The sequence below is a fragment of the Ralstonia sp. OTU4908 genome (assembly GCF_038440115.1).
In the GTDB taxonomy this organism is placed as follows: domain Bacteria; phylum Pseudomonadota; class Gammaproteobacteria; order Burkholderiales; family Burkholderiaceae; genus Ralstonia; species Ralstonia pickettii.
This window is the reverse complement of record NZ_JASATD010000001.1, coordinates 88,547-112,740: the sequence shown is the minus strand read 5'-3', so window position 1 is coordinate 112,740 and position 24,194 is coordinate 88,547. Positions and strand designations below refer to the sequence as shown.

The following is a 24,194-nucleotide window of genomic DNA, read 5'->3' as shown; positions in this document are numbered from 1 at the left end:
CGCGACAACGAGCAAAATTCAGAAAACGTACCCAAATCTGCGTGACAAGGCGAAGGCGTTTTAGTACAAAGGCTCTGAACAATTCTTGCCCACCATGGTCACCAAACGCCTCACACCCAATGGGAAACCGGACGACGATTCGCCCGGCCGCATCATCGTCCCTTCGGGAGGGCAAGTCATTGCCGCGCCGGAGAAGTTTCAGCGCCTGTTCGACGAAGCGCAGGCGATGGAGCGCGAAGACGCCTGGCAAAGCGGCGAGGTCGGCTTTCTCAGCCGTGCCAGCGTGCAGGTCACCCTCCCCTATCGCGCGCCCAAAGGTGCGCCGCCGGTCTGGACGCGTTCCAGCGGCAATATCTCGTTGATGATTCAGCCGGGCTACTTCACGCAGCAGCGTTCCGAGCGGGCAAGCAATGGGCGGCAGCGCATCGTCTCCGAGACGGTCTCCTTCGGCTATCCCTATGGCTCGTATCCGCGTCTGATGCTCGCCTGGATCGGCAAGGAGATCATGGCCAAGAAGAAACGGGGCGAGTTCCAGGGTACGGTGGAAGACCGGCGTATCTCGCTTGGCAACTCGCTGTCCGAGTTCATGTACAACTTGGGCATTCCGATGGCGACCGGCGGCAAGCGGGGCACGATGACGTTGGTGCGCCAGCAGATGATTCGCCTGTTCTCGGCGACAATTGCCATCGTGCAGAACAAGTCGGCACCCAGCAGCCAGAACCAGAACCAGGAGCCGCTATCGATCGATCGTATCGGCTACCTGCTGGCCGACCAATTGTCGACCTGGTGGGATCCCATGCAGCCAGGGCAAGGCTCGATGTTCGAGAGCTTCGTGGTGCTGTCCGAACCGTTCTTCAATGAGCTTGTGAATCGGCCTGTGCCAGTCGATATGCGTGCATTGAAGGCGCTCAAGCAATCGCCATTTGCGCTGGACGTGTATTCGTGGCTCACGTACCGCTTCTTTACGATCCAGAAGCGTACGGAGATTCCTTGGGAAGCACTGCAGATGCAATTCGGTACCGAGACCGAAAGCGAGCGGAAATTCCGTGCGCTGTTCCGAAAGGCGCTGAAGGACGTGCTGGTTGTCTATCCTGACGCCAAGGTGGATGCAGACTCTTCCAAGGCGCTGATTCTGCAGCCTTCGCGAACCAGTGTGCGCAAATTGGCCTGAAGCTGAACAGGGCGTCGGGCAAAAAGAAAGGGGAGCAGAAGCTCCCCTTTCTTTCATCTCAGGCGATCAGCCTGAAACTTATTCCGGCTTGATCGCCGAGGCTTGCAGACCCTTCGGGCCTTGCTTCACCTCGAAGGTGACCTTCTGGCCGTCCTTCAGGGTCTTGAAGCCCGAACCCTGAATTTCGGAGAAGTGCGCGAACAGATCTGCGCCGCCGCCGTCCGGAGTGATGAAGCCGAAGCCTTTGGTTTCGTTAAACCATTTGACAGTACCCGTGGCCATGCAAAAATTCCTTTAAATAACAAAAAACACGTCGTCCAGCCGATCCGGACATCGCACGAAGAACCGGCTGATTCCGAATCTTGCGTAGACAAAGTCTTAAGACGACTGTCTAAGCATCATAACCAGTTTGGAGCAGAGTGTCGATGGGCGGCATTTTTCCGAAATGTCGCTTTTATGCATCTCACTGGTAAACACCTAGGAAGCCCGTAAATGCGGGGTTGAACACGTAAAGTTATGCGCTAAAGGCCGCATTTACATCTCAATTTAGGTGAGTTGAAAACCGCCTTTCCGTCGTCAGCAGTCTCGCCATGCCAGTGAAATTTGTATGAATTGAATTTTATCGAACTTGTGTTTTCGTGCTGCCTTCCCTAAGATGAGCGCTGCTGACTTTCAGCGCTGAAAGTGGAGGGCCAGTGAGCGCCAAGATCGTAACGGTATTCAATCAGAAAGGTGGCTGTGGCAAGACCACGGTCAGCATGCACATCGCCGGAACCCTTGGTTTGCGGGGGAGTAAGACGCTGCTGGTCGATATGGACGAGCAAGGAACGGCCACGCGGTGGGCCGCTCAAGCGCCCGAAGACAAGCCCTTCCCGGCTTCGGTGATTGGTTTGGCGCCCTCCGGTGGCGCCATGCACCGGGAGGTCCGCAAGTTTGTCGCGGACTACGACTACATCGTGGTCGATTGCCCTCCGGCGGTCCACTCACCGTCGTCGTCAAGCGCGCTGCTGATTTCGGACGTCGCACTCATCCCTGTTGTGCCTTCGCCTCCGGACCTGTGGGCTGCGGTGGCGGCCAAAGCGCTTGCGCAGCAGGCTCAAGTCACCAATGAGACGCTCCGTATTCGCGTGCTGGCGAACATGGTCCAGCGGCGGGTGTCGCTTGCAAAACAAGCAATTGAAATCCTCGGTGATGATGGTGATATTCCTTTGATGGATTCCATGATCGGTTCGCGCTCAGCATTTCGTGAGTGCCAGGCGATCGGCGCAACGGTGCACGGTGTGCCAGGCGCCCGGGAAGCGATGAGTGAAGTCGACCTCTTGATCGACGAGGTATTGCAGTTGTTGCAGGAGGAACGTGTATGAGCGCGAAGTTGAAATCGCTCAAAGATGGCATGCTGGCCGGCATTGCCGCGGAGAAAACCAAGGCGACACCGGTTGATCGCTTTGCTTTGGCAGAAAAAGCGATTACGTCGCACCCCCGCGGCCTGCTTGGTCAAGCGGCTCCCGCTTCCGCTTTCAGCGCTGAAAGTCCCTCGCTTTCCAATACTTCCGAACGCCGGGTCATCAAGGTTCCGCTTGAACGGCTGCAGGAAAATCCGCTCAACGCTCGCCGAATATACGATCCGCAGATCGTCCAGGAACGGGCTGCATCGATCGCTACGCATGGTCAGCAGACTCCCGGTTTAGCAGCTCCAGATCCAGCACGACCCGGCTGGTATGTCTTAATTGATGGCCACTATCGTAAGCGGGCGTTGGCTGCTGCCGGCAAGCCGGAGATGGACTGCTTCATTGAAGACGGCCTGTCGGACATCGATTTCTACCGCCTGTCCTTCGTTCTGAACGAGCAGCGTTCCGGCCAGTCCGTACTGGACAACGCGATCGCCTGGCGTCAGCTATTGGACGAAGGAAAAGTTAAGAAAGAAGAAGATATTTGTGAAATTACCGGAGTATCGGCGGGAACGGTCAACAAGACGCTGGCCTTGTTGAAGCTGCCGGAGTCCGTTCTCGAAGTGATGAAGGAGCGGCCGGCCGGAATTGGTATCGCAACCGGTTACGAGTTGACCCTGTACTTCAAGACCGCGGGCGAAGATCGCACGCGTGAGCTGGTACACCGTGTGTTGGAAGAAGGGCTCTCGAGCCGTGATGTGGAGCAGATCCGTAAGGTGGCTCAGGAAGGACGCACCCGGAAGGTTAAAGAAGTGAGCCGCCAATACAAGATCAGAAGTGCAGAAGGTGATCTTCTCGGCACAATCAAGGAATGGGACTCCGGCCGCGTCATGCTGGATGTCAAGCTCGTCGATCGTGGCGCGCGGGAATCGCTGGTCGAGGCGCTTAAAAGCCGGTTTGGCTTGGACGTCGCGCTGCTGTAGTGCTGCCGCACATTCGATATAAGCGCCCGCGAGGGCGTTTTTTTTTTTCGTCCGATTTCTGTGTGTTGGACGTCGACACTTGGCGTGAGCGTACCCGTTTCTGCGTCACCTCAAGCGTGCAATCCCCACCTCTCCAGGAAGGCCCGACTTGGCCTATAGCCGGTGCTGGAAGGGCCGATCCGGCAAGTCACAGGCGTTTTAGCGCTGCAGAATCTAGCTGCAAGGAAAAAGCGGCGATATAAAAATAATGTCCATCACACTGGAATTCTTGAGGTTTTTAACCTTTCATGTACACTTAAAAAGCACTCGATAGACCTTATGGCCCGACCCGGACTCCATTTCTCGGCAGAGCAGCAGCAGCGGATTGTTGAAGCGATCCGGAGGCTGGATATCGCCTTCCCGCACGACAACGCAGTGTTCTTGGATGAAGTCATCGAAGCCGTCCAGGCTGTGACGCGTCGTGTTTATGGCGTTCGACGCTACGTGCAGTGGTTGGGGGAGGCTGGAGTACGCCGACGTCCGAGCAATACGACGCTGCAGAAAGCGGTCGATCGAGCGCAGGGGCGCGGGCCGGCTGCAGCCGGTGCCGCAGCGGACGCGGTAGAGCCGTGGCCGCTCCCATTGGCGCACGCAGAAACGGGTACGCTTTCAGCGCGGGAGGAGCAAAACCGTATCGCCTCACGCGCTATTGGCGCGCCAGGTGCAGGTGCCGAATGGATGGAAGCGCGCATTCGTGCAGAGGTGGCGGAGCGCGCGCTGGAACACGAAGCCGCCCGCAATCGGCAATTGCAGGCCGCCATGGCCGACTTGGAGCGTCGTCTCGGCGAGGCGCTTGCCACGGCGCCCGCCGTGCCCCCCAAGTTGACCGACGCAACGCTAGAGCGCCTAGAGCAGACCATTGAAACCGTGACCCGCTTGGAGGGGGCGGCCAGCGCGCTGGCGGGGACGGAGCGCTTTCTGCGCTTGCAGAACGACGCGGTACGCCAGCAAACGCAAAACGAAGCCGATCAACTGCGCCAGCGTATCCGCACCCTCGAAGCCGAAGTCGCGCATTTGAACGCCCAGATCGACGCCTACCGGCGCACGCCCGAGCGCACCGCGCCGGTCTCGCGCGGCTGGGTCAAGCCATCTTCCTGATTTCTTGACGCACTGTTAGCGGGCGCTTACTGGTCTGTCCGGTCGCAAGTTGGCATAAACCGGTACGCAGAATTGGGTACGCTTTTTCAACTTTCGGCGCTGAAAGTTGGTGCGACGGCGTTGCAACCTGTTGTAGGAAAGGCGGCACCGCAGTGCCCGCCACGTTGCGCGGGGCACGTCAGATCGTGCTCCACCAAAAGATGGACCCGGGAGCTTCCGCTGGCATATGACTTGCTCATGACACTACGTCTCACCAATGGAGTTGTCATGAACGAGAAGATCACCAAGGCCGTGTTCCCCGTGGCGGGGCTCGGTACGCGCTTTCTCCCCGCCACCAAGGCCAGCCCGAAAGAGATGCTGCCGATTGTCGATAAGCCGCTGATCCAATATGCGGTGGAAGAGGCTGCTGCTGCGGGTATCACGGAAATGATCTTCATCACGGGCCGCGCCAAGCGGGCGATCGAGGATCATTTCGACAAGGCGTACGAACTCGAAACTGAACTGGCCGCCAAGAACAAGCAGGCGCTGCTCGAGATGGTGCAGTCCATCAAGCCGGCCGGCGTCGAGTGCTTCTATGTGCGCCAGCCCGAGACGCTCGGTCTGGGCCATGCGGTGCTGTGCGCGCAGAAACTGGTACGCGACGAACCGTTCGCCGTGATCCTGGCGGACGACTTGCTCGACAACCAGCCGCCTGTCATGCAGCAGATGACGGAGCTTTACGATCACTACCGTTGCTCCATCGTGGGTGTCGAAACGATTGCGCCGGAAGCCTCGCGTTCGTATGGCGTGGTGGCGGGCCGTGAATGGGACGACCGCCTCGTCAAGCTCGACGGCATCGTCGAGAAACCGGCGCCGAAGGACGCACCGTCCAACCTGGGCGTGGTCGGCCGCTACATCCTGACGCCGCGCATCTTCGATCATCTGCGCAATCTGAAGCCGGGCGCCGGCGGCGAGCTGCAATTGACGGACGCCATCCAGAGCCTGCTGGCCGAAGAGCAGATCCTGGCCTATCGCTACCGTGGTCAGCGCTTCGATTGCGGCAGCAAGTTCGGTTACCTGCAGGCGACGGTCGAGTTTGCGCTGCGCCATCCGGAAGTGCGTGCAGACTTCGAAGCGTATCTGCATGACCGCCTTGGCCTGTCGCACACGCGTGAAGATTTGTCTGCCGAAGTGGAATCGTTGGTCCGCGGCGCCATTCCGCTGAGCGTGGCCGCCTGAGCCTCGCCTCTCTCTTTCTCAGAGCCGGTCGTGCGGAATCCCGCACAGGCCGCCCGGCCGATTCTGAGAAACCGCACACTTCTCCTGTCGTCCACCGTTCCGCCGATTTCCCGCAAAGCCTCGTGCCATGGGCGTTTGCGACGGATCGGCGCGTCTGCTTTTCGCATGGAATGCTTCTTGAGTAAGAGCGACCACCCATAAACCGGCGGACCGCTCGGACGTCGCACACGCAGCTGGGTGTGCCGACGTGTCACCAGCAAAGGCCGCCGCCAACGCTCCAAGGAGACACCATGACGCAGCCCCAGGCTGGCGCGGTCACGGGCGAGTTGTCGCCCACGTACGCCCCCATCAAAGACACCCCCGCAGATGTTCGCCGTCGTCTGCGTTCCATCTTCTCCGGTTCAATTGGCAATCTGGTCGAGTGGTACGACTGGTATGTCTACTCGGCGTTTGCGCTGTACTTTGCCAAGTCGTTCTTCCCCAAGGGTGACCAGACTGCCCAGTTGCTCAATACGGCAGCGGTCTTTGCAGTGGGCTTCCTGGCGCGTCCAGTGGGCGGCTGGCTGATGGGCATCTACGCCGATCGCTACGGCCGCAAGCGCGCGCTGTTCTTCTCGGTGGTGCTCATGTGCGCGGGCTCGCTCATCATCGCGCTCACGCCGAGCTACGCGACGATCGGCGTTGCGGCGCCGGTACTGCTCGTGCTGGCGCGGCTCCTGCAGGGGCTGTCGGTTGGCGGGGAATACGGCACGTCGGCCACGTACCTGAGCGAAGTCGCCAACAAGGAAAACCGTGGCTTCTACTCGAGCTTCCAGTACGTCACGCTCATCGCCGGCCAACTGACGGCGCTGGCCCTGCTGATCGTGCTGCAGCAGTTCGTGCTGTCGCCGGCGCAGCTTGAGGCGTGGGGCTGGCGCATTCCATTCTTTGTCGGCGCGCTGTGTGCGCTGGTGGCAATGGCCATGCGCTCGCACATGGAGGAAACGCAGTCCTTTACCGCCGCGAAGGCAAACAAGAAGCGCGGCACGATGTCGGAACTGGCCAAGCATCCGCGCGCCGTTGCAACAGTCGTGGGGTTGACGATGGGCGGTACGGTGGCGTTCTACACGTACTCGATCTACATGCAGAAGTTCCTGGCCAACACGGTCGGGCTGTCGAAGGACACGGCGACGCTGGTGTCGGGCGCCACGCTGCTGCTGTTTGCGATGCTGCAGCCGATGGTGGGCGGGTTGTCCGACCGCATTGGCCGCCGCCCGATCCTGATCGCGTTCGGCGTGCTCGGTACGCTGTTTACCGTGCCGATCATGACCAGCATCAGCCAGACCACCAATGTGTGGGCGGCCTTCTTCCTGATCATGGCCGCGCTGGTGATCGTCTCGGGCTACACGTCGATCAACGCGGTGGTGAAGGCCGAGCTGTTCCCTGCGGAAGTGCGGGCGCTGGGCGTGGGCCTGCCGTATGCATTGACGGTGTCCATCTTTGGCGGCACGGCGGAGTACATCGCGCTGTGGCTTAAGCAGGCAGGTCACGAGTCGCTGTTCTATTGGTACGTGACGGGCACCATCTTCCTGTCGCTGTTGGTGTACGTGTTCATGCGCGATACTCGCGAGCATTCCCGCATCGAACATTGACCTATGTCGCCAACCGACGGCCACCCCGACCTTGCCCCACCCGCACGCGGGCGCGGCTGGCGCGTGGCTGTCGCGCTGGCCATGGCGGCATGCTGCGCAGCAGCGGGATGGGGCGCTTACGCCGTCGCCCTGCAGCGCTACGTTGCCACGCGGGCCGAAGAGGCCGGCCAGCGCACCACCTTCTACGCGCAGAACCTGCGCAGCACGCTGGCCCGCTATGAATCCTTGCCGAGGCTGGCGGCGTTGGAGCACGTCCTGCACGTTGCCCTGCAGGAGAATCCCCACGCTGGCGATGCTGTCACGCGTCGCGCGGCCAACGCGTATCTGAAAGAAGTACAGGCCGCCACCGATCTGGCTGCGGCCCATCTGATCAATACGACCGGCCTCACAATCGCGGCCAGCAACTGGGATCTGCCGACCTCGTTCGTCGGCCAGAACTACGCATTCCGCCCGTACTTTGTCGAGGCCATGCGCGAAGGGCTCGGTCGCTTCTACGGCGTCGGCAACACCACGGGCGAGACGGGCTATTTCGTCGCCGCGCCCGTGCGCGAAGACAACAAGCCGATCGGCGTGGTGGTCGTGAAGGTCAACCTCGATGCGTTCGAGGCCACCTTGTCGCGCAGCGGCGATACGGTGCTGCTCGTGGATCGGCACGGCGTGATCTTCCTGTCGTCGGTACCCGAGTGGAAATACCGCACGCTCGGCACCTTGAACGCGGATCAGCGCGCCGCACTTGACGCGACGCGCCAGTACGCACCGCACATCCTCACCCCGCTCGGCATGAACGATGGGCGAGCCGCGAGCGTACCCTTTTCTGCGGACCATCCCCCGCAGACCGTGCGCGTGGCATTGCCCGGAAAATCGGTATCGACACTGCGTGTGCAGTACCGCCCGGTGGGCCTGCTCGGCTGGCAGGTCGCCGTGTTGATCGACCCGCGCGACGAGCAGCGCACTGCGCTCGTAGCCGGGGCGAGCGCCGCGTTTGCGATGGCGCTCATCTTTGCCGTGCTCGTCGCTTTGCGTTTGCGTCAGCGCCGGCGCGAAGAGCAGCACCGCGCGCGCGCCGCGCTGCGCGAAGTCCAGCGCGATCTGGAAGCGCGCATCGCCCAGCGCACTGCCGAGTTGACGTCCGCCAACACCGCACTCGCCGGCAAGGTCGAGGCGCTTGACGCCGCGCAACGCATCCTGCGCGAAACGCGCGATGCCGCCGTGCAGGCCGGCAAGCTCGCCGTACTCGGCCAGATGGCCGCCGGCATCACGCACGAACTCAACCAGCCGCTCACCGCGCTCACCACGTTGTCCGACAACGCGAACCAGCTTGCCGAGCGCGGACGCATCGACGAAGTGCGCGGCAATCTCACGCACATCAGCCAGCTTGCCGAGCGCATGGGGCGCATCGTTTCGCACATCAAGGCGTTCTCGCGCAAGGGCGATGCGGCACGTGCAGCCGTGTCGGTGGACGAAGCCATCCGCCAGGCGCTGATGCTGGTTGAGACGCGTCGACGCCAGGCCGGCGTGACAGTGATCGCCGACCCGGTGCCGGCAGATTTGGCGGTGTGGGCCAATGCCGTGCGGCTCGAGCAGGTGCTCGTCAACCTCATCCGCAACGCCATCGACGCCACCGCCGAAGCCCCCGCAGCCGAATCGTCGACCGTGCGCGTGAGCGTCGAACCCATCGAGAAATGGGTACGCATCACCGTGCGCGACTTCGGCCCGGGCATTCCGGCCGATGTGCTGCCGCGCCTGTTTGAGCCGTTCTTCACCACCAAGGACGATGGTCAAGGCCTGGGGCTGGGCCTCGCGATTTCGCTGGCGATCATCGAAGATTTTGGCGGCCGGCTCGAAGGTCGCAATGCGGGTGACGATGCAGGTGGCGCAGAATTCATCATCGAGCTTGAACGCGTTGTGAAACCCACATGACTGAACACGGTACGCCGGACCTTTCCCCCATCGACCATGCACCCGTCTTCCTGATCGAAGACGATGACGTCGTGCGCCTGGGCTGCGAGCAGGCACTCTCGCTGGCCGATGTGCCGGTGCAGTCCTTTGCCGATGCGGAAAGCGCGCTGACCGCACTCGCCACGCAACCACCGGCCGTGGTTGTCACCGACGTGCGCCTGCCCGGCCGCGACGGCCTGGCCGTACTGCGCGAGATGCTGCAGCACGACCGGCAGTTGCCCGTCATCCTCATCACCGGTCATGGCGATGTGACGATGGCCGTGGCTGCCATGCGCGCCGGCGCCTACGATTTCATGGAGAAGCCGTTCCACTCCGAACGCCTGGTAGACGTGGTGCGGCGCGCGTTGGAAAAGCGCAGGCTCACTTCCGAAAACCTGCGGTTGCGTGAAGCGCTGCAGGGCCGGCAGGCGTACCCGTTGATCGGCCAGAGCGCCGTCATGCAGAACGTGCGCCGGCTCGTCACCGCGCTGGCGCCGACCGATGCCGACATCCTCGTCACGGGCGAGACCGGCTCGGGCAAGGAAGTGCTCGCGCGTGCCATTCACGAAGGCAGCCGACGTCGCGGCCCGTTCGTTGCGCTCAATTGCGCGGCGTTGCCCGAATCCGTGTTCGAGAGCGAGATGTTCGGCCACGAAGCCGGCGCCTTCACGGGCGCCAATCGCCGCCGCATCGGCAAGATGGAATACGCAGATGGCGGCACGCTGTTCCTCGATGAAATCGAATCGATGCCGCTGTCGCTGCAGGCCAAGCTGCTGCGCGCGCTGCAGGAACGCAGCATCGAACGGCTGGGCAGCAACGCGAGCGTGCCCGTCAATTGCCGCGTGGTGGCCGCCGCCAAGGTCGACTTGAAAGACGCATCCGATCGGGGCCAGTTCCGTGCGGACCTGTATTACCGCTTGAATGTCGTATCGATTGCGCTGCCTGCGCTACGTCAGCGTGCCGAAGACATTCCGCTGCTGATGGCGCACTTTCTGCAACAGGCCGCAGTGCGTTACGAGCGCCCCGCGCCCGACTGGTCGGCGCAGGACATGATGCGCTGGCAGCACCACGACTGGCCCGGCAACGTGCGCGAACTGAAGAACGTGGCTGAGCGCTTCTGCCTCGGATTGGACGATGGCCTGGTGGCGTCCGAAGCGAGCCAGCATTCCCTGGCCGGGCGGATGATGGCAGTCGAACGCGCCACCATCGAGGAAGCACTGCGCGCCACGGAGGGCAACGTCGCGCGCGCGGCGGACCTGCTCGCCGTGCCGCGCAAGACGCTCTACGACAAGCTCAACCGGCACGGGATCGAGCCGGAGCGCTTCCGCAGCAGTTAGCGCAGCGAGGATTCGCCGATCTTGCGACCACCCTGCGGCGGCCAGCACGTTGCTGCCAGCAGCACGGCCGCCACGGCGTAGATCGCTTCAGTTACCGCCAGCGGCAGCACATGCACCTGGTACAGCGCAGCCGGCAAGTCTGCCAGCGCATGCAGCAACACCGCCAGCACGACAATCACAAAACGCCGCTGCCGCACCGCGTGCCACACCACCAGCGTGAGCGTGAACTGGATCAACATCGCCGCAACACGCTCGCTCACCGCACCGAGGGCCAGCCACGGCGAGAGCTGCGCGAGCATGGCGTGAATCGTCCCCACCATGGCCGCGGCGCCGCTGGCCGCCAGACGCGATTCGAGCTCACCGCGGTTGGCGGCAAGGCCGAACATCACCATCTGCGCCTGCGATGCCGCACCGACCAGCCAAGCCTCGATGCCGGCGTGCCCGAGCGCATACGCCACCGGTGTGGCGGCATCCCCGGGCTTGCGCACGAGAAAGCGCAGGCCGAGCCAGCGGCCGCTTTCCTCGAACACACCGGCCATCAGCGCGCCGTAGATGACGAACAGCGCAGGCATGCGCAGCCAATGCGCCGTCGTTGGATTGAGTTGCAGCAGATACAGGTGCAGCGTGCGCTCCAGCACCAGCGCAAACACGACAAACACCGCCGCGCCCACGCCGATGTCGCGCCACGCCAGGCCAAAGCGCCGCCGTAGCCAGAACCACGCCGCGACGGGCACGCTTGCGATGAGCAAGGCCGCGGCGGCGTGGGCAACGAGGGCAGGCAGGGCAACGGTGGGCATGGCGGATGGGGTAGTCGGGGCGATCGGGTTGGCGGCATGCTACCTGAGGGCGCAGGCGCGAGTCTTGCGGGCCAATTGTTACAATAGGTGCCTGCGGCAGCAGTGCCGCTTCTTGGTTTCTTGATATGGCAGGACAGACGGTCGTGAAACGCATGATGTGGCGGTGGATCTGGATATGCAGTGTCGGCGTGGGCGCCCTCGGCCTGGCAGTGCCTGCCCAGGCTGCGCGCTGGCACCAATATCTGACGACGACGTCCGTCGTGGCTTCCATCGATCGCACGTCGCTGCGCTCGAACCGTACCGGTCACAAGACCTTTCTGGCCCGCACCGTGCTCAGGCGCAGCGAACGCCGCGCCCATGGGGCGCACTACCGGCCCGGCACGGTGATCCTCTCGCGCCAGGAGATCGACTGCCACCGCCAGCGCATTCGCCTGGTCGACTACGTGGTGCGCGGTCCCGACGGCGCCACGCTCGATACCGATACCGCAGCCGGCGCGCATTGGATGCGCATCCGCCCCGGTACGCTCGCTGCACGCTCCGCCGCCTACGTCTGCGGCCGTCGCTAGACACCGCTGCGGCTCGACAACGCGCGGCGGGCAGAGCACTATGGTGTCTGCCCTCCCACTACAACAAGACGCCGGCCGCGAGGGGCGCCGGTGCCAGCCGACCGTCCGATGAAACTGACCCTGAAGTCGCAGGCGGCCATCATGGCGACCGTCATCAGCGTGACGGTGGTGAGCCTGTTCGGCTGGTCGCAACGCGAGCCGATCCGCCGCGAGGTGATGGCGCAGATCAAGGTGCAGCAGACGGCCTTGGTCAAGGAGTCGGCGGAAGACCTCCAGAAGCGCCTGGACACGTACCTGGGCGTGCTCGAACGCACCGCGCAGCAGATGCGCTCCGTGCGGTTCGACACGCCCGCGCAGGAAGCGGCGTTCTACCAATCCATCCAGCCGGCCAGCGGCCTGTTCGACGGCGTGTTCCTGGCCTCGGCTGAGGGCAAGGTGACAGCCGCGACGGTGCGCCGCGCGAGCGTGGTCGGCATCGACATTTCCGATCGGGATTATTTCAGGCAGGTCATGGTGGTTGACCAGCCGACAATCTCCGCGCCGCTGCGCAACCGCGTGGGCAGCGAGCCCATCGTCATCCTGGCCGCGCCCGTGCATGATCAGGACGGCAATCTCGTCGGGCTGATCGGCGCGTCGCTGTACCTGCTCAAGCCGAACTTTCTGGGCGACCTGCGCGACATGCGCGTGGGGCAGACCGGCCATGTCTACCTGGCGACGCAAGGTGACAACCCCGTCTATATCGTGCACCCCGAGGCCGACAAGACGCTCGCGCCGCTCGATGCCGATCCGACGGCAGCCGCGGCCTTCCGCGCGGACCCGGATGCGCTGCCTGAGCGTGGCGGCGACGTGGCCACCAGGCAAGACATCATCGCGGCAGGCTGGACCCTCGCTGCCGTGTTGCCCGGCGCCGAAGCCAACCGGCAGCTCTTCCTCATGCGGCAGCGTTTTCGCTGGTCGCTGCTGGTGCTGGCGGCGCTGATCGGCGTGTCAGTCTGGGCGGCGATGCTGTGGCTGCTGCGCCCGCTTGGCCGGCTGCATGCCGCCATGACGCAGCTCTCTGCCACGGACTTGCGCAATGCGCCGCCGCTTGAGCGGCTCGGTGCTTCAGCGGAAATCGACGCGGTGTCGACGGCGTTTCACAAGCTGATGGGCGAGGTCGTTCGCCAGCGCGCCGAACTGGAAGCCGTGAACGATGCCTCGCCACTCGGGTTGTTTCGCTCGGATGTGGACGGCCGGACTGTTTATACCAACGAGGCGTATCGTCGCCTGCTCGGTGCCACGCACGAAGAGGCACTGGCCGACGTGTGGCTTGCGCGCCTGCATCCGGACGACCGCGATGCCATCATGGCCGGCTGGCGCGATGCGCTCGCGCGGGGGGCCGGCTACCACGCCGAGCAGCGCGTGATCGTGCCGGGCCTTGGCGAGCGGTTGCTCGTCGTTACGACCGCACCGGTGCGGGTGGACGGCGAGGTCGTGGGCCACGTTGGGGCCATGGAAGACATCACCGTCCGGGCACGGGCGCAACAGGCGTCGCGCGTGTTGACCAAGATCCTCGACTCCACCACCGACTTTGTTGCGCAGAGCGACATACAGGGCAACGTCACCTACATGAATCCGGCCGGCCGCCGCTTTGCCGGCATTGCGCTGGATGCCAATCTCCAAGGCCTGACCGTTGCGGATTTCTACCCACCCGAGACGATGGGCTGGCTGCGCGAGGTGGCCGTGCCTGCGGCGGCGCGCGATGGCGTCTGGATTGGCGAAACGACCGCGCGAGGTGCCGAGGGCCAGGTCGTACCGATCAACCACATGATCATTGCGCACCGCGATCCCGCTGGGCGTATGGAGTACTTCTCATCGGTCATGCGCGACGTCACGCTGGACAGGGCTGCCAAGGAGGCGCTGCAGCGCAGCCGCGAAACGCTCCAAACCGTGACCGACGCACTGCCCGCGCTGGTGGCCTTCATCGACACCGACGAGCGCTTCCGCTTCCTGAATGCCGCCTACGAGAAGGCGTTTGGACGAGCGGCCGCGAGCATGCTCGGACAGACGGTGCGTGAAGTCGTGGGTGACGATGCTTACAGTATCCTTCGCGATGCGCTGCGGCGCGCGCTGGGCGGCGAGACAATGGTCTTCGAGCGCGAACTCCGCGGCCGCGATCCGTACCGCTGCGAAGAGGTCAGCTACCTTCCGCAGTTCGACGCGCAAGGCCGCGTGGCGGGTGTGCATTCTGTCACCCTTGATATCACGGAGCGCAAGAAACAGGAGCTGCGCCTGCGCGCGCTCACCACCACCGACCACCTCACGGGCCTGGCCAACCGCGCCGGCTTTGAAGAGCGCTTGCTGGCGGCGCTCGACCAGGCGCGTGTGAATGGTTCCACCGGCGCGCTGCTGCTGGTTGACCTTGACGGCTTCAAGGTCGTCAACGACACGTACGGGCACGCTCTGGGCGATGCCCTGCTGCGTACCTTCGCGCAGCGTCTGGCGCGGGCCGTGCGCCCGTACGACGGCGTGGCGCGGTTTGGCGGTGACGAGTTTGCCGTCATCCTGGAGCACCTGTCGCACCCGGACGACGCGAAGACGGTTGCCGCCAATATCCTGGCCGCATGCAACAAGCCGTTTCGCCTGCGCGAAGCGATGGTGCAGGTGGGCGCGAGCATCGGTATCGCGACCTTTGACGCGCGCACATTGGCGCAGAGCGTCGTCTTCGAAGCTGCCGACGAAGCGTTGTACGAAGCCAAATCGCGCGGCAAGGGCCTGTTTGTCAGCGCCGACGAGCTATCGGCGGGCTGATTTTCGCAGTGCCGCAAGGCACGCAGAAACGGGTACGCTCCACGTCGTTTTGACGGTATTGCGCAGGCAATATTGCGGCGCAACATCGGCCCTCCAGGCCGGGCGGCGGACAATCCCCTATCGCACGGTCGTGCGCTTTCCGGTAAAGTCCCGCGACTGACTGCACGCGCCGGCCACCCCGGCGCGTCGCACGAGAGCGCTGTACCCATGGCGCCTTCGCTTCACACTCCGACGCACTCCCGGTGCACGCATGCCCGATCCGGCATCGCTCGCCCGGCAGGTCTTCCGCTGTTTCGCCAACGTTGTTTGTCTGCGTGGCGCGAACACCGGCAGGCGAGCGTCCGGACGCGATGCAGGGCGCATGCGGGGGAGCGACGGTGTTGGGCCAGCGCATCTTCGAGACGCATCGCATTCAAGCAATCGCGACGGACAAACAAGGAGCAGGTTCGCATGCAAAAAATGATCAAACGGCTGCTGTTGACGGCAGTGGCTGCGGGGGCGGCAATCGCAACGGGCGCGGCAACGGCGGCCCAGGACATCAAGATCGGCGTGGCTGAAGCGCTGTCGGGCGGCGCGGCCCAGTACGGCTTGGCCATCCGCAACGGCTTCCAGCTGGCGGCCGATGAGATCAACGCGGCAGGCGGCATCAACGGCAGCAAGATCGCGCTGGTGATCGAAGACGAGCAGGGCAAGAAGGAAGAGGCCATCAACGTCTTCAAGAAGCTGATCTTCCAGGACAAGGTGGCGATGGTGTTCGGCCCCACGCTGTCCAACTCGGCCCAGGCGGCGGACCCGATCGCGCAGGCGTCCAAGACGGTGGCCTTTGGCACCTCCAACACCGCAGACGGCATCACCAGCATCGGCGACTACGTCTTCCGCAATTCCGTGACCGAAGCCGATGTGCTGCCGGCCACGATCCAGACCGTTGTGAAGAAGGCCGGCGTGAAGAAGGTGGCCGTGCTGTACGGCAACGACGACGTCTTCACCAAGAGCGGCTACGACAACTTCAAGAAGGCGCTTGAAGACCTGAAGATCCCGGTGACGACCACCGAAACATTCGCCAAGGGCGATGTCGATTTCAAGGCCCAGCTCACCAAGATCAAGGCGACGAACCCGGACGCGATCGTACTGTCCGCGCTGATTGCGGAGGGCGGTCCGATCATGGTGCAGGCGCGCCAGCTTGGCCTGAACGTGCCCGTCATCGGCGGCAATGGCATGAACTCGGTCAAGGTGTTCGACCTGGCCAAGGACAAATCCGACAACCTGTGGGTGGGCAGCCCGTGGTCGATCGAGAACCACACGCCAGAGAACAGCAAGTTCGTCACCGCCTACACCACCAAGTACAAGGCAGCGCCGGATCAGTTTGCGGCGCAGGCGTATGACGCCATGTACATCGCGAGCAAGGCGCTGAAGACGGTCAAGTTCAGCGGCAACCTCGAAGCCGACCGCAAGGCGATCCGCGATGCACTGCCGGCAGTCAAGCACACTGGCGCGACCGGCGCGTTTGCGTTCCGCCAAGTCACCGCACGCGGCAAGCCGGCCGGCTACGACGCCGTGCAGACGCCGATCGTGAGCGTGACCAAGAACGGCAAGTACACGATCGAGAAGTAATCTTCGGTTCTCGTTGAAACCCTTTGAACGAGACAGGCGGGGCGTAGCTAAACCTACGCCCCATCGTTTTTTTTGTGGCTGCCTGGTGACTGCTTTGGTCTCGTCCGGCCGCACCTCACTCTGATTCATCATGCTGGAACAGCAACTCGTCAATGCGCTGTCGCTCGGTTGCGTGTATGCGTTGTTCGCCCTGGGATTCACGCTGGTTTTCGGCATCCTGGGCGTGATCAACCTGTCGCACGGAGCGGTCTTCATGCTCGGTGCCTATGCGGCGCTGCAGGTCGTTCTCCACTTCGAACTGCCGCTGTGGGCGGCGCTGGCCGTCGGCTTTGTCGTGAGCGGTGTGGCCGGTCTCATCATCGACGTCCTGCTGCTGCGCCCGCTGCGCCGCCGCAACGCGCCGCACCTGATTCCGATGATCGCCACCATTGGCGCGGGCATCGCCATCAACAACGCCATGCAAGGTGTGTTCGGGGCGGAGAACCTGCGCTTCCCGGCCGGGCTCGTGTCGGATGCCTCGCTGGACCTGGGCGGCATCCACCTCACGCCGCTGGAGCTGGGCATCATCGTGCTGTCGTTCGCGCTGATGGCGGCGCTCATGCTGCTGCTCAAGCGCACGCAACTCGGCCGCGCGCTGCGGGCGATTGCGGAGTCGCCCAAGGCAGCGGCGCTGCTCGGCATCAATGTCGAAGGGCTGTTCCTGCTGACCTCGTTTGCGGCCGCCGCGCTGGGCGGGTTGTCGGGCGTGCTGATCGGCCTGTACTCCAACGCCGTGTTCCCGCTGATGGGCCAGCCGATGCTGCACAAGGGCATCGCGGTGATCATCCTGGGCGGCCTGGGCGACATTCGCGGGGCGATGCTGGGCGGGCTGTTCCTCGGGTTTGCCGAGGTGCTGTCGGTGGCCTACATCGGCTCGACCATGCGCGACGCCGTGGCGTTCGGTCTGCTGTTCCTGATCCTGCTGGTGCGGCCGCAAGGGCTGTTCGGCAAGGTGCTGGAACGCAAGGCATAAGGAGACCGACATGGAATGGTTCGACAACTTCTGGTCGGTCTACAGCAACCTGGTGCTCACGCTGGGAATCAATGCCTTGCTCGCCCTGTCCATTTACCTCACGCTGTCGTGCGGCCTGCTGGCGATGGCGAACGCGGCCTTCATGGGCATCGGCGCGTACACCTCCGCACTGCTGACGATGAATGCCGAGATGCCTTTTTCCGTCGCGCTGCTGGGCGGCATGGCGGCACCGGCCGTGGTGGCCGTCGTCATCGGCCGGCCGACGCTGCGTCTTTCGGGCGTGTATCTGGCCATGGCCACGCTTGGTTTCGGCGAAGTCGTGCGCGTGCTGATCCTGAACACCGAGAACTGGACCGGCGGCGCGCTGGGCCTGAACGGCATTCCCCAATTGACCGAGTGGTGGCATGTGGCGGTGGCCGTATTGGCCACGCTGTTCGTGCTGGCGCGCATGCGCCGCTCGAAGGTCGGCCGCGCATTCGAGGCCATCAAGGAAGACGAAACCGCTGCGGGCCTGATGGGCATCAACGTGGCCGGTGCCAAGCTGCTGGCGTTCACGCTGGGTGCGGCCATCGCCGGGCTGGCGGGCGCACTCAACGCGCACCTGACCTTCTTCATCGGCCCGAACGAATTCGGCTTCGACCGCGGCGTGGAAATTCTCACGATGACGATTCTGGGCGGCACCAACGGCCTGACGGGCCCGGTGCTCGGCAGCCTGATCCTGTCATTGCTGCCGGAGTTGTTGCGTGCGTTCAAGGATTTCCGCCTGGTCGTCAACGGCGTGATCCTGATGGTGATTGTGCTGTTCCTGCCCAAGGGCATCTGGGATCCGGCGCGTTTCGCGCGCTGGTTCGGCATCAAGCGCGGCGGCACCATGCCCGGCACGGGCGCCACCCCGGCTGCTTCCAATGAATCACACTGAGGCCGCCATGCTGAAACTCACTTCCATTTCCAAGCGCTTTGGCGGCCTGTCGGTCTTGCAGGACGTCAACATTGACGTGCCGCAAGGCAGCATCTTCGGCTTGATCGGCCCGAACGGCGCCGGCAAGACGACCGTCTTCAACCTCATCACAGGCCTGCTGGCACCGACGGGCGGCTCGCTCACATTCAACGGCGAAGATCTCGTCGGCAAGAAGCCGCACCAGATCACGCAGATGGGCATCGCACGCACGTTCCAGAACATCCGCATCTTCAAGGAGATGACGTTGCTGGAAAACGTGGTGGTCGGCATGCACCGGCATCTGGACTACGGCGCGCCGGGCCTGCTGCTCTCGCTGCCAAAGTACCGGGCCGCCGAGCGGCGCGCGCGCGATCGCGCACTCGAGCTGCTCTCGTGGGTCAAGCTCGACCACAAGGCGCATGACATTGCCGACAACCTCTCCTATGGCGACCAGCGCAAGCTCGAACTCGCGCGGGCGCTGGCCACCGAGCCCAAGCTGCTGCTGCTCGACGAGCCCGTCGCCGGCATGAACACCGGCGAGAAGGTCGACCTGATGGCCGAGATCGAAAACATCAAGGCGCGCGGCTACACGATCTTCATGATCGAGCACGACATGCGTTTCGTGATGGGCCTGTGCGAGCGCATTGCGGTGCTGAACTTCGGCCGCATCATCGCAGAGGGGCCGCCAGAGGCGATCCGCAACGACCCGCAAGTCATCGAGGCGTACCTGGGCCGCGATGACGACGATGACGCGAACGGCGATGCCGCGCAGAAGGAGACGGCATGACCACGTTGCTGGAAGTGAAAGGGCTCGATGTGTCGTACGGGCACATCGCAGCCGTCAAGGGCATCGACTTTGCGCTCAAGGCGGGCGAGATCACCTCACTGGTCGGCGCAAACGGTGCGGGCAAATCGACCACGCTGCTGGCGCTCTCGGGCCTGATTCCGAAGTCGCAGGGTGATGTGCGCGGCCAGATCCTGTTCGAAGGCGAAGACGTCACGCAGTGGTCTGCCCACAAGCGTGTGGAGCGCGGCATCGTGCAGGTGGCCGAAGGGCGCGCCACGCTCACCACCATGACCGTGCGCGAAAACCTGGAGCTGGGCGCCTATACAAGAAACGCGCGCAAGGACCGCGGCCAGATCGCCTCCGACCTGGAGCGCGTATTCCACCTGTTCCCGCGCCTGAAGGAGCGCATCGACGGTCTGGCCGGCAACCTGTCGGGCGGCGAGCAGCAGATGTTGGCCATCGGCCGCGCGCTGATGGCGCGCCCGCGCGTGCTGCTGCTGGATGAACCGTCGATGGGCCTCGCGCCGATCATCGTGCAGGAGATCTTCCGCATCCTGCGCACCATCAATGCCGAGGGCCTGACGATTTTCCTGGTCGAGCAGAACGTGCGCCAGGCGCTGAAGATCGCGCAACACGGCTACGTATTGGAAACCGGCGAGATCGTGTTGGCCGACAGCGGCAAAAACCTGCTGGGCAATCCGCGCGTGCTCGAAGCCTACCTGGGCGGCTGATTGTTCCGAACGCGCCTCGGCATGCAATATTGCCGAGGCGTAAGAACCGCATATCCATTGGGTTTGCGGTTCTTTTTCACCCAAAAGCGTACCCGTTTCTGCGTACGCTCAAAACCCCGCCAAGACGTGTCGCTGTGCCTCGAACAAGGCGATCAACGCGTCGGCCACAGCCCGCACGCGCGGTGATCGTCGAACGTCGGGGTGGATCACCAACCAGATTTCTCGATGCAACGCAGGGTCGTCGACGGGCAATCGACGCAAAAGCGTACCCGTTTCTGCGGGCGCGCCAAGCAGGTGCGGCAGCGCGGCGACACCCAGTCCGGCCAACGCTGCCTGATGCATTGCTGCCAGATCGCTGCAACGTAAGACCACGCGACGGTCGCCTGCGTAGTTGTCCAGCCAGCGCTGTTGCGGCACGTGGCGCAGGTTGTCGTCGTAGCCGATGAATTCCCATTCGGACTCGGGGCGTGCGAGCACCTCTTCGATGGCGTACAGACCGTAGCCGAGGTCGCCCAGCCGCCGTGTCGCCAAGGCAGACGACGTTGGACGCGACAGGCGCACCGCCAGGTCGGCCTCGTGCGCCATCAGGTTGGCGTTGCGTTTTTCACCGAGCAGCACGAGGTCGATGCCCGGCCATTGCCGGCGCAGCGTCGCCAGGTTGGGCGCGATGATGTGGCTGGCCACCGTGGGTGGCGCAGAGATACGCACCGTCCCACGCAAGCTGCCCGCGCCTGCTGCCGCACGTGCAAAGCCAGCGGCTTCCTGCTCCATGCGTTCAGCGCGTTCAGCCAGCGCGTTGCCCTCCGCAGTCAGGCGCCAGCCGCGCGGCAGGCGGTCGAACAAGCGCACGCCCAACGATTGCTCCAACGCATCTGCACGCCGCGCGACCGTGGTGTGTTCCACCGCCAGACGTCGGGCAGCGGCCGACAAGCTGCCCTCGCGCGCCAGCACGAGAAAGTAGCGCACGTCATCCCACTGCAAGGAAGAAGAAGGTTCGACCGCCGCCGCACGCGCCAGGGCACGCACGTTTTTTGGCCAATCTGAGCTTTTTTGCACAGAAGGTGGTCAGTTTTTATGAATTCCCGGGTGATTCTGAACGGATTACGCTTGTTTCACAACGTGACGACCGCAGTATCCGTCATCACCAAAACCGAAAAGCGTACCCATTTCTGCGAGGACTTTTGCCATGCAAGCCAAAGTGATTCAACTCCGTGAACCTGGACCGGCATTGGGTTTGCGGCCCGCCAGCCTGATGTTGCCGCCGCCCGCACCAAACGCGTTGACGGTGCGGCACACTGCCATCGGCGTGAACTTTGTCGATGTGTATCACCGTGCCGGGTTGTATCCGGTGCCGGCATTTCCGGCGGTGCTCGGTGTTGAGGGCGTTGGCGTGGTGGAAGCCGTGGGTACGGATGTACGCGGCTTTGTGGTTGGCCAGCGCGTGGCCTGGGCCGGCCTGATGGATGGCGCGCCCGGCGGCTACACCAGCCACCGCAACATCCCGGCCGAACGCGCGATTGCCTTACCCGATGCGCTGGATGACGAAACCGTGGCCGCCACGTTGGTGCGCGGCATCACCGCACACATGCTGCTGACGCGGGTACGGCAGGTGAGCGCCGGCGATACGGTGCTTGTGCACGCGGCAGCCGGCGGTCTGGGCGTATTGCTGGTGCAATGGGCCAAGCGCCAGGGTGCGCACGTGATCGGCACGGTTGGCAGCGAAGCCAAAGCCGCCGTCGCCATTGGGCACGGTGCGGACCACGTCGTGCTGTATCGCCAGCAAGACGTGCGCGACGCCGTGCTGCAACTCACTGGTGGAGAAGGCGTCGACTACGTGATCGACGGCGTTGGCGGCGCGATGCTGCCGGCCTCGTTGGCGGTGACGCGGCCGTTCGGGATGGTGGCTAGCATCGGTCAGGCGGGCGATGTCGGCAACGCGCAAACGAACGTCGTCGATCTCGCGGCGCTTGGGCCCGCGCGCTCCATTGCGCTGGCGCGGCCAGGCGTGTTCCGTTACATGGCCGATCTGTCGAACTACCGGACGGGGGCACAGGCAGCATTGCAGCGCATGCTCGATGGCGTGCGCGTGCCGGTGGGCGGTACCTATGCACTCGAAGATGCGGCCGCCGCGCACACCGCGCTGGAGGCCGGGCAGACCTCGGGTGCGTTGCTCCTACGCCCTTGAGATCCCTGCGCGGCGCAGGGTTTCCATGCAAAGCGTACCCATTTCTGCGGGACGCTCGGCGTTGTTGTTTCACGTTGCCGGGTCTCGTGTTTCGAAGGTGTCACCTCATCCGATAAGGAGCCATCGCATGCTGTACCTGATTCTTTTCAACTACACCGCACCGCTCGAAGCACTCGATCGTGTGCTGCCTGCGCACCGCGCGCATCTCGATGCCCACTATGCGAGCGGCCACTTCCTGATGTCGGGGCCGTTTTTGCCGCGTGAAGGCGGCGGGATCCTGGCGCGTGCCGAATCCCGCGAAGAGATCGACGCCATCGTCGCGCGCGATCCTTTTGTGATCGAAAACCTCGCGCAGGCGCGCGTCATTGCCTGGGGCCCGAATCGTCGCAGCGCAGACGTACCGCAGGCGTGGTTGCCAGACGCCGTGGTCGCGACATCGACTTAAAACCGGTGCGGCGTCGTCGCTATCATGTCGACCTGTCCTGATGTGAATCGACATGACCGACACGCCGCCGCCTCAACCGGATATGCCGCGCCAGCCATGGTGGCGGCGCGCGATTGCCCGACTGCCCTTCGGTCGCGAGCATCTGGTGTTCGTGATTGCCGGCGTGATCGGCTGCGCGGGCGCTTTGTCGACGATCCTGTTTCGCGAGTGCTTGCGTCATCTGCAATGGTGGCTCTCGGGTACGGACCAAGGATTGGTGGCCACGGCGCGGGCGCTGCCATGGTGGGCGCGCCTGCTGGTGCCGACGGTGGGTGGACTGCTGGCAGGCATCACCTTGCAGGTGGGCCTGAAGTGGATCCCCCGAAAAGGCGCTGAAGACTATATGGAAGCCATTGCGGTGGGCGATGGCGTGCTGAGCGCACGGCAGAGCCTGGTACGCAGTGCGTCGTCGTTGTGCTCGGTGGCCAGCGGCGCGTCGATCGGGCGCGAAGGGCCGATGGTGCAGCTGGCGGCAATGTGCGGCTCGTTGGTCGGTCGTGTCTTGCGGCACTGGACCGCCGTGCCAGTGGAGCAATTGCGTCTGCTGGTCGCCTGCGGTGCCGCTGCCGGCATCACCTCTGCCTACAACGCGCCCATCTCGGGTGCCGTGTTCGTCTGCGAAATCGTGTTTGGCGTCATCACCACGGCGACGCTCGGGCCGCTGCTGGTGGCGGCGGTCACGGCTGACATTGTGGTGCGCCAATTCTTCGGCTACGGGGCCGTCTACGAGATGCCGCACTTCGATTTCGTTTCCGGCTGGGAAGTGCTGACGTATCTGGGCCTGGGTCTGGCCGCGGGGATGGCGGGGCCGCTGCTGCTCGGTTTGATCGACCGCGCGCGCGATGCGTTTGCACGCACCAAGCTGCCGCTCACGTTGCGCTTGGCTGCCGGCGGGCTGATCGTCGGCGCGCTGTCCACGGGCGTGCCCGAGGTCTGGGGTAACGGCTACAGCGTGGTCAATGCGTTCCTGCACCAGCCCTGGCTCTGGCAGACGGTGGCGCTGGTGCTGATCTGCAAGGTGGTGGCGACGGCGTCAAGCGCAGGGTCGGGCGCAGTGGGCGGTGTCTTTACGCCCACGCTGTTCTGCGGCGCCGCGTTGGGTTTGCTGTATGGAACAGGCATGCACGCGCTGCTGCCGGATGCGGCGCCCGTGCCGGTCAGCTACGCCGTGGTCGGCATGGGCGCGCTGCTGGCCGCCACCACGCATGCGCCCCTCATGTCGATCCTCATGATCTTCGAGATGACGCTGTCGTATCAGGTGGTGCTGCCGCTCATGTTGGCGTGCATCACCGGCTATGTGACGGCGCATGCGGCAGGCGCGCCGTCCGTGTATGCGCGTGCTCTGGCGCGCAATCGTCAGGACGCAGGCGACGACGCCCAGCACCTTCGAGTGCCATCAGACGGCACGCAGAAATAGGTACGCTTTGCCGGTTGGGGCTGCGCGCTCGAAATCCTTCGGGATGGCAAGCTTGCCGTGTCAGCGCCACACCG

Annotated in this window: 21 protein-coding genes; 18 read left to right on the top strand and 3 right to left on the bottom strand. The window is 63.8% G+C overall.

Features of this window, described 5'->3' with window-relative positions; genetic code table 11:
- Positions 1-94: 94 nt before the first annotated feature.
- A complete protein-coding gene (locus tag AAHM38_RS00495; RefSeq protein WP_009240208.1) occupies positions 95-1,171 on the top strand; it encodes a replication protein RepA in 1,077 nt (358 codons plus the stop codon).
- 78 nt (positions 1,172-1,249) lie between these two features.
- Here AAHM38_RS00495 and AAHM38_RS00490 read toward each other — a convergent pair whose 3' ends face one another.
- A complete protein-coding gene (locus AAHM38_RS00490; protein WP_004632415.1) occupies positions 1,250-1,453 on the bottom strand; it encodes a cold-shock protein in 204 nt (67 codons plus the stop codon).
- 413 nt (positions 1,454-1,866) lie between these two features.
- On the opposite strand from AAHM38_RS00490, the gene AAHM38_RS00485 reads away from it, so the two are divergent.
- The 7 genes from AAHM38_RS00485 (at position 1,867) to AAHM38_RS00455 (ending at position 10,803) form a co-directional block, all read left to right on the top strand.
- On the top strand, positions 1,867-2,535 hold the full coding sequence (locus AAHM38_RS00485; protein WP_009240209.1) for an AAA family ATPase: 669 nt from the start codon (positions 1,867-1,869) through the stop codon (positions 2,533-2,535).
- Positions 2,532-3,542 (top strand): ParB/RepB/Spo0J family partition protein, encoded by a 1,011-nt coding sequence (locus tag AAHM38_RS00480; protein WP_116574942.1) that lies wholly within the window; start codon positions 2,532-2,534, stop codon positions 3,540-3,542. The genes AAHM38_RS00485 and AAHM38_RS00480 overlap by 4 nt, the downstream gene beginning before the upstream one ends.
- 318 nt (positions 3,543-3,860) lie before the next feature.
- On the top strand, positions 3,861-4,679 hold the full coding sequence (locus AAHM38_RS00475; RefSeq protein ID WP_009277044.1) for a DNA-binding protein: 819 nt from the start codon (positions 3,861-3,863) through the stop codon (positions 4,677-4,679).
- 267 nt (positions 4,680-4,946) lie between these two features.
- A complete protein-coding gene (galU, locus tag AAHM38_RS00470) occupies positions 4,947-5,897 on the top strand; it encodes a UTP--glucose-1-phosphate uridylyltransferase GalU (RefSeq protein ID WP_103518608.1) in 951 nt (316 codons plus the stop codon).
- A 290-nt stretch (positions 5,898-6,187) separates the two neighbouring features.
- Entirely contained in the window at positions 6,188-7,528 is a 1,341-nt protein-coding gene (locus AAHM38_RS00465) for an MFS transporter (protein ID WP_103518607.1), read from the top strand.
- A 3-nt stretch (positions 7,529-7,531) separates the two neighbouring features.
- Positions 7,532-9,448: a sensor histidine kinase gene (locus AAHM38_RS00460; protein WP_103518606.1), complete on the top strand. Its 1,917-nt coding sequence runs from the start codon at positions 7,532-7,534 to the stop codon at positions 9,446-9,448.
- Positions 9,445-10,803, top strand: coding sequence for a sigma-54-dependent transcriptional regulator (locus tag AAHM38_RS00455; RefSeq protein ID WP_103518605.1), 1,359 nt, complete (start codon positions 9,445-9,447; stop codon positions 10,801-10,803). Before AAHM38_RS00460 ends, AAHM38_RS00455 begins: the two co-directional genes overlap by 4 nt.
- Here the strand turns inward: AAHM38_RS00455 and AAHM38_RS00450 are convergent.
- The gene (locus tag AAHM38_RS00450; RefSeq protein ID WP_103518604.1) at positions 10,800-11,600 is read right to left on the bottom strand and encodes a YhfC family intramembrane metalloprotease; all 801 of its coding nucleotides are present in this window, start codon (positions 11,598-11,600) and stop codon (positions 10,800-10,802) included. The two genes, AAHM38_RS00455 and AAHM38_RS00450, sit on opposite strands and share 4 nt — an antisense overlap.
- 125 nt (positions 11,601-11,725) lie before the next feature.
- On the opposite strand from AAHM38_RS00450, the gene AAHM38_RS00445 reads away from it, so the two are divergent.
- The 7 genes from AAHM38_RS00445 (at position 11,726) to AAHM38_RS00415 (ending at position 20,034) form a co-directional block, all read left to right on the top strand.
- Positions 11,726-12,166, top strand: coding sequence for a surface-adhesin E family protein (locus AAHM38_RS00445; RefSeq protein ID WP_004632395.1), 441 nt, complete (start codon positions 11,726-11,728; stop codon positions 12,164-12,166).
- Between the two features lie 108 nt (positions 12,167-12,274).
- A complete protein-coding gene (locus tag AAHM38_RS00440; protein ID WP_116574941.1) occupies positions 12,275-14,956 on the top strand; it encodes a diguanylate cyclase domain-containing protein in 2,682 nt (893 codons plus the stop codon).
- 450 nt (positions 14,957-15,406) lie between these two features.
- Positions 15,407-16,567 (top strand): ABC transporter substrate-binding protein, encoded by a 1,161-nt coding sequence (locus AAHM38_RS00435; protein ID WP_116574940.1) that lies wholly within the window; start codon positions 15,407-15,409, stop codon positions 16,565-16,567.
- Positions 16,568-16,697: 130 nt separating this feature from the next.
- Positions 16,698-17,579: a branched-chain amino acid ABC transporter permease gene (locus AAHM38_RS00430; RefSeq protein WP_004632391.1), complete on the top strand. Its 882-nt coding sequence runs from the start codon at positions 16,698-16,700 to the stop codon at positions 17,577-17,579.
- Positions 17,580-17,589: 10 nt separating this feature from the next.
- The gene (locus AAHM38_RS00425; protein ID WP_116574939.1) at positions 17,590-18,498 is read left to right on the top strand and encodes a branched-chain amino acid ABC transporter permease; all 909 of its coding nucleotides are present in this window, start codon (positions 17,590-17,592) and stop codon (positions 18,496-18,498) included.
- 7 nt (positions 18,499-18,505) lie between these two features.
- Entirely contained in the window at positions 18,506-19,303 is a 798-nt protein-coding gene (locus AAHM38_RS00420; RefSeq protein WP_116574938.1) for an ABC transporter ATP-binding protein, read from the top strand.
- Positions 19,300-20,034, top strand: coding sequence for an ABC transporter ATP-binding protein (locus AAHM38_RS00415; protein ID WP_103518601.1), 735 nt, complete (start codon positions 19,300-19,302; stop codon positions 20,032-20,034). Before AAHM38_RS00420 ends, AAHM38_RS00415 begins: the two co-directional genes overlap by 4 nt.
- 108 nt (positions 20,035-20,142) lie before the next feature.
- Here the strand turns inward: AAHM38_RS00415 and AAHM38_RS00410 are convergent, their stop codons facing one another.
- Positions 20,143-21,015, bottom strand: coding sequence for a LysR family transcriptional regulator (locus AAHM38_RS00410; protein WP_179817522.1), 873 nt, complete (start codon positions 21,013-21,015; stop codon positions 20,143-20,145).
- A gap of 205 nt (positions 21,016-21,220) precedes the next feature.
- Here AAHM38_RS00410 and AAHM38_RS00405 point away from each other — a divergent pair, with 205 nt between their 5' ends.
- The 3 genes from AAHM38_RS00405 (at position 21,221) to AAHM38_RS00395 (ending at position 24,120) form a co-directional block, all read left to right on the top strand.
- A complete protein-coding gene (locus tag AAHM38_RS00405; RefSeq protein WP_103518599.1) occupies positions 21,221-22,219 on the top strand; it encodes a quinone oxidoreductase family protein in 999 nt (332 codons plus the stop codon).
- 127 nt (positions 22,220-22,346) lie between these two features.
- Positions 22,347-22,664, top strand: coding sequence for a YciI family protein (locus AAHM38_RS00400; protein WP_009240226.1), 318 nt, complete (start codon positions 22,347-22,349; stop codon positions 22,662-22,664).
- Between the two features lie 52 nt (positions 22,665-22,716).
- Positions 22,717-24,120, top strand: a complete 1,404-nt coding sequence (locus tag AAHM38_RS00395; protein WP_103518598.1) for a ClcB-like voltage-gated chloride channel protein — start codon at positions 22,717-22,719, stop codon at positions 24,118-24,120.
- The last annotated feature ends 74 nt before the right edge of the window (positions 24,121-24,194 follow it).

What these genes read in the sequence shown, in the direction of transcription:
- AAHM38_RS00455 (WP_103518605.1), top strand. Translation starts at nt 9,445, where the DNA reads ATGACTGAACACGGTACGCCGGACCTTTCCCCCATCGACCATGCACCC.
- AAHM38_RS00430 (WP_004632391.1), top strand. Translation starts at nt 16,698, where the DNA reads ATGCTGGAACAGCAACTCGTCAATGCGCTGTCGCTCGGTTGCGTGTAT.
- AAHM38_RS00465 (WP_103518607.1), top strand. Translation starts at nt 6,188, where the DNA reads ATGACGCAGCCCCAGGCTGGCGCGGTCACGGGCGAGTTGTCGCCCACG.
- AAHM38_RS00495 (WP_009240208.1), top strand. Translation starts at nt 95, where the DNA reads ATGGTCACCAAACGCCTCACACCCAATGGGAAACCGGACGACGATTCG.
- AAHM38_RS00400 (WP_009240226.1), top strand. Translation starts at nt 22,347, where the DNA reads ATGCTGTACCTGATTCTTTTCAACTACACCGCACCGCTCGAAGCACTC.
- AAHM38_RS00425 (WP_116574939.1), top strand. Translation starts at nt 17,590, where the DNA reads ATGGAATGGTTCGACAACTTCTGGTCGGTCTACAGCAACCTGGTGCTC.
- AAHM38_RS00405 (WP_103518599.1), top strand. Translation starts at nt 21,221, where the DNA reads ATGCAAGCCAAAGTGATTCAACTCCGTGAACCTGGACCGGCATTGGGT.
- AAHM38_RS00435 (WP_116574940.1), top strand. Translation starts at nt 15,407, where the DNA reads ATGCAAAAAATGATCAAACGGCTGCTGTTGACGGCAGTGGCTGCGGGG.
- AAHM38_RS00490 (WP_004632415.1), bottom strand. Translation starts at nt 1,453, where the DNA reads ATGGCCACGGGTACTGTCAAATGGTTTAACGAAACCAAAGGCTTCGGC.
- AAHM38_RS00415 (WP_103518601.1), top strand. Translation starts at nt 19,300, where the DNA reads ATGACCACGTTGCTGGAAGTGAAAGGGCTCGATGTGTCGTACGGGCAC.
- AAHM38_RS00475 (WP_009277044.1), top strand. Translation starts at nt 3,861, where the DNA reads ATGGCCCGACCCGGACTCCATTTCTCGGCAGAGCAGCAGCAGCGGATT.
- AAHM38_RS00450 (WP_103518604.1), bottom strand. Translation starts at nt 11,600, where the DNA reads ATGCCCACCGTTGCCCTGCCTGCCCTCGTTGCCCACGCCGCCGCGGCC.
- AAHM38_RS00420 (WP_116574938.1), top strand. Translation starts at nt 18,506, where the DNA reads ATGCTGAAACTCACTTCCATTTCCAAGCGCTTTGGCGGCCTGTCGGTC.
- AAHM38_RS00395 (WP_103518598.1), top strand. Translation starts at nt 22,717, where the DNA reads ATGACCGACACGCCGCCGCCTCAACCGGATATGCCGCGCCAGCCATGG.
- AAHM38_RS00440 (WP_116574941.1), top strand. Translation starts at nt 12,275, where the DNA reads ATGAAACTGACCCTGAAGTCGCAGGCGGCCATCATGGCGACCGTCATC.
- galU (WP_103518608.1), top strand. Translation starts at nt 4,947, where the DNA reads ATGAACGAGAAGATCACCAAGGCCGTGTTCCCCGTGGCGGGGCTCGGT.
- AAHM38_RS00445 (WP_004632395.1), top strand. Translation starts at nt 11,726, where the DNA reads ATGGCAGGACAGACGGTCGTGAAACGCATGATGTGGCGGTGGATCTGG.
- AAHM38_RS00480 (WP_116574942.1), top strand. Translation starts at nt 2,532, where the DNA reads ATGAGCGCGAAGTTGAAATCGCTCAAAGATGGCATGCTGGCCGGCATT.
- AAHM38_RS00460 (WP_103518606.1), top strand. Translation starts at nt 7,532, where the DNA reads ATGTCGCCAACCGACGGCCACCCCGACCTTGCCCCACCCGCACGCGGG.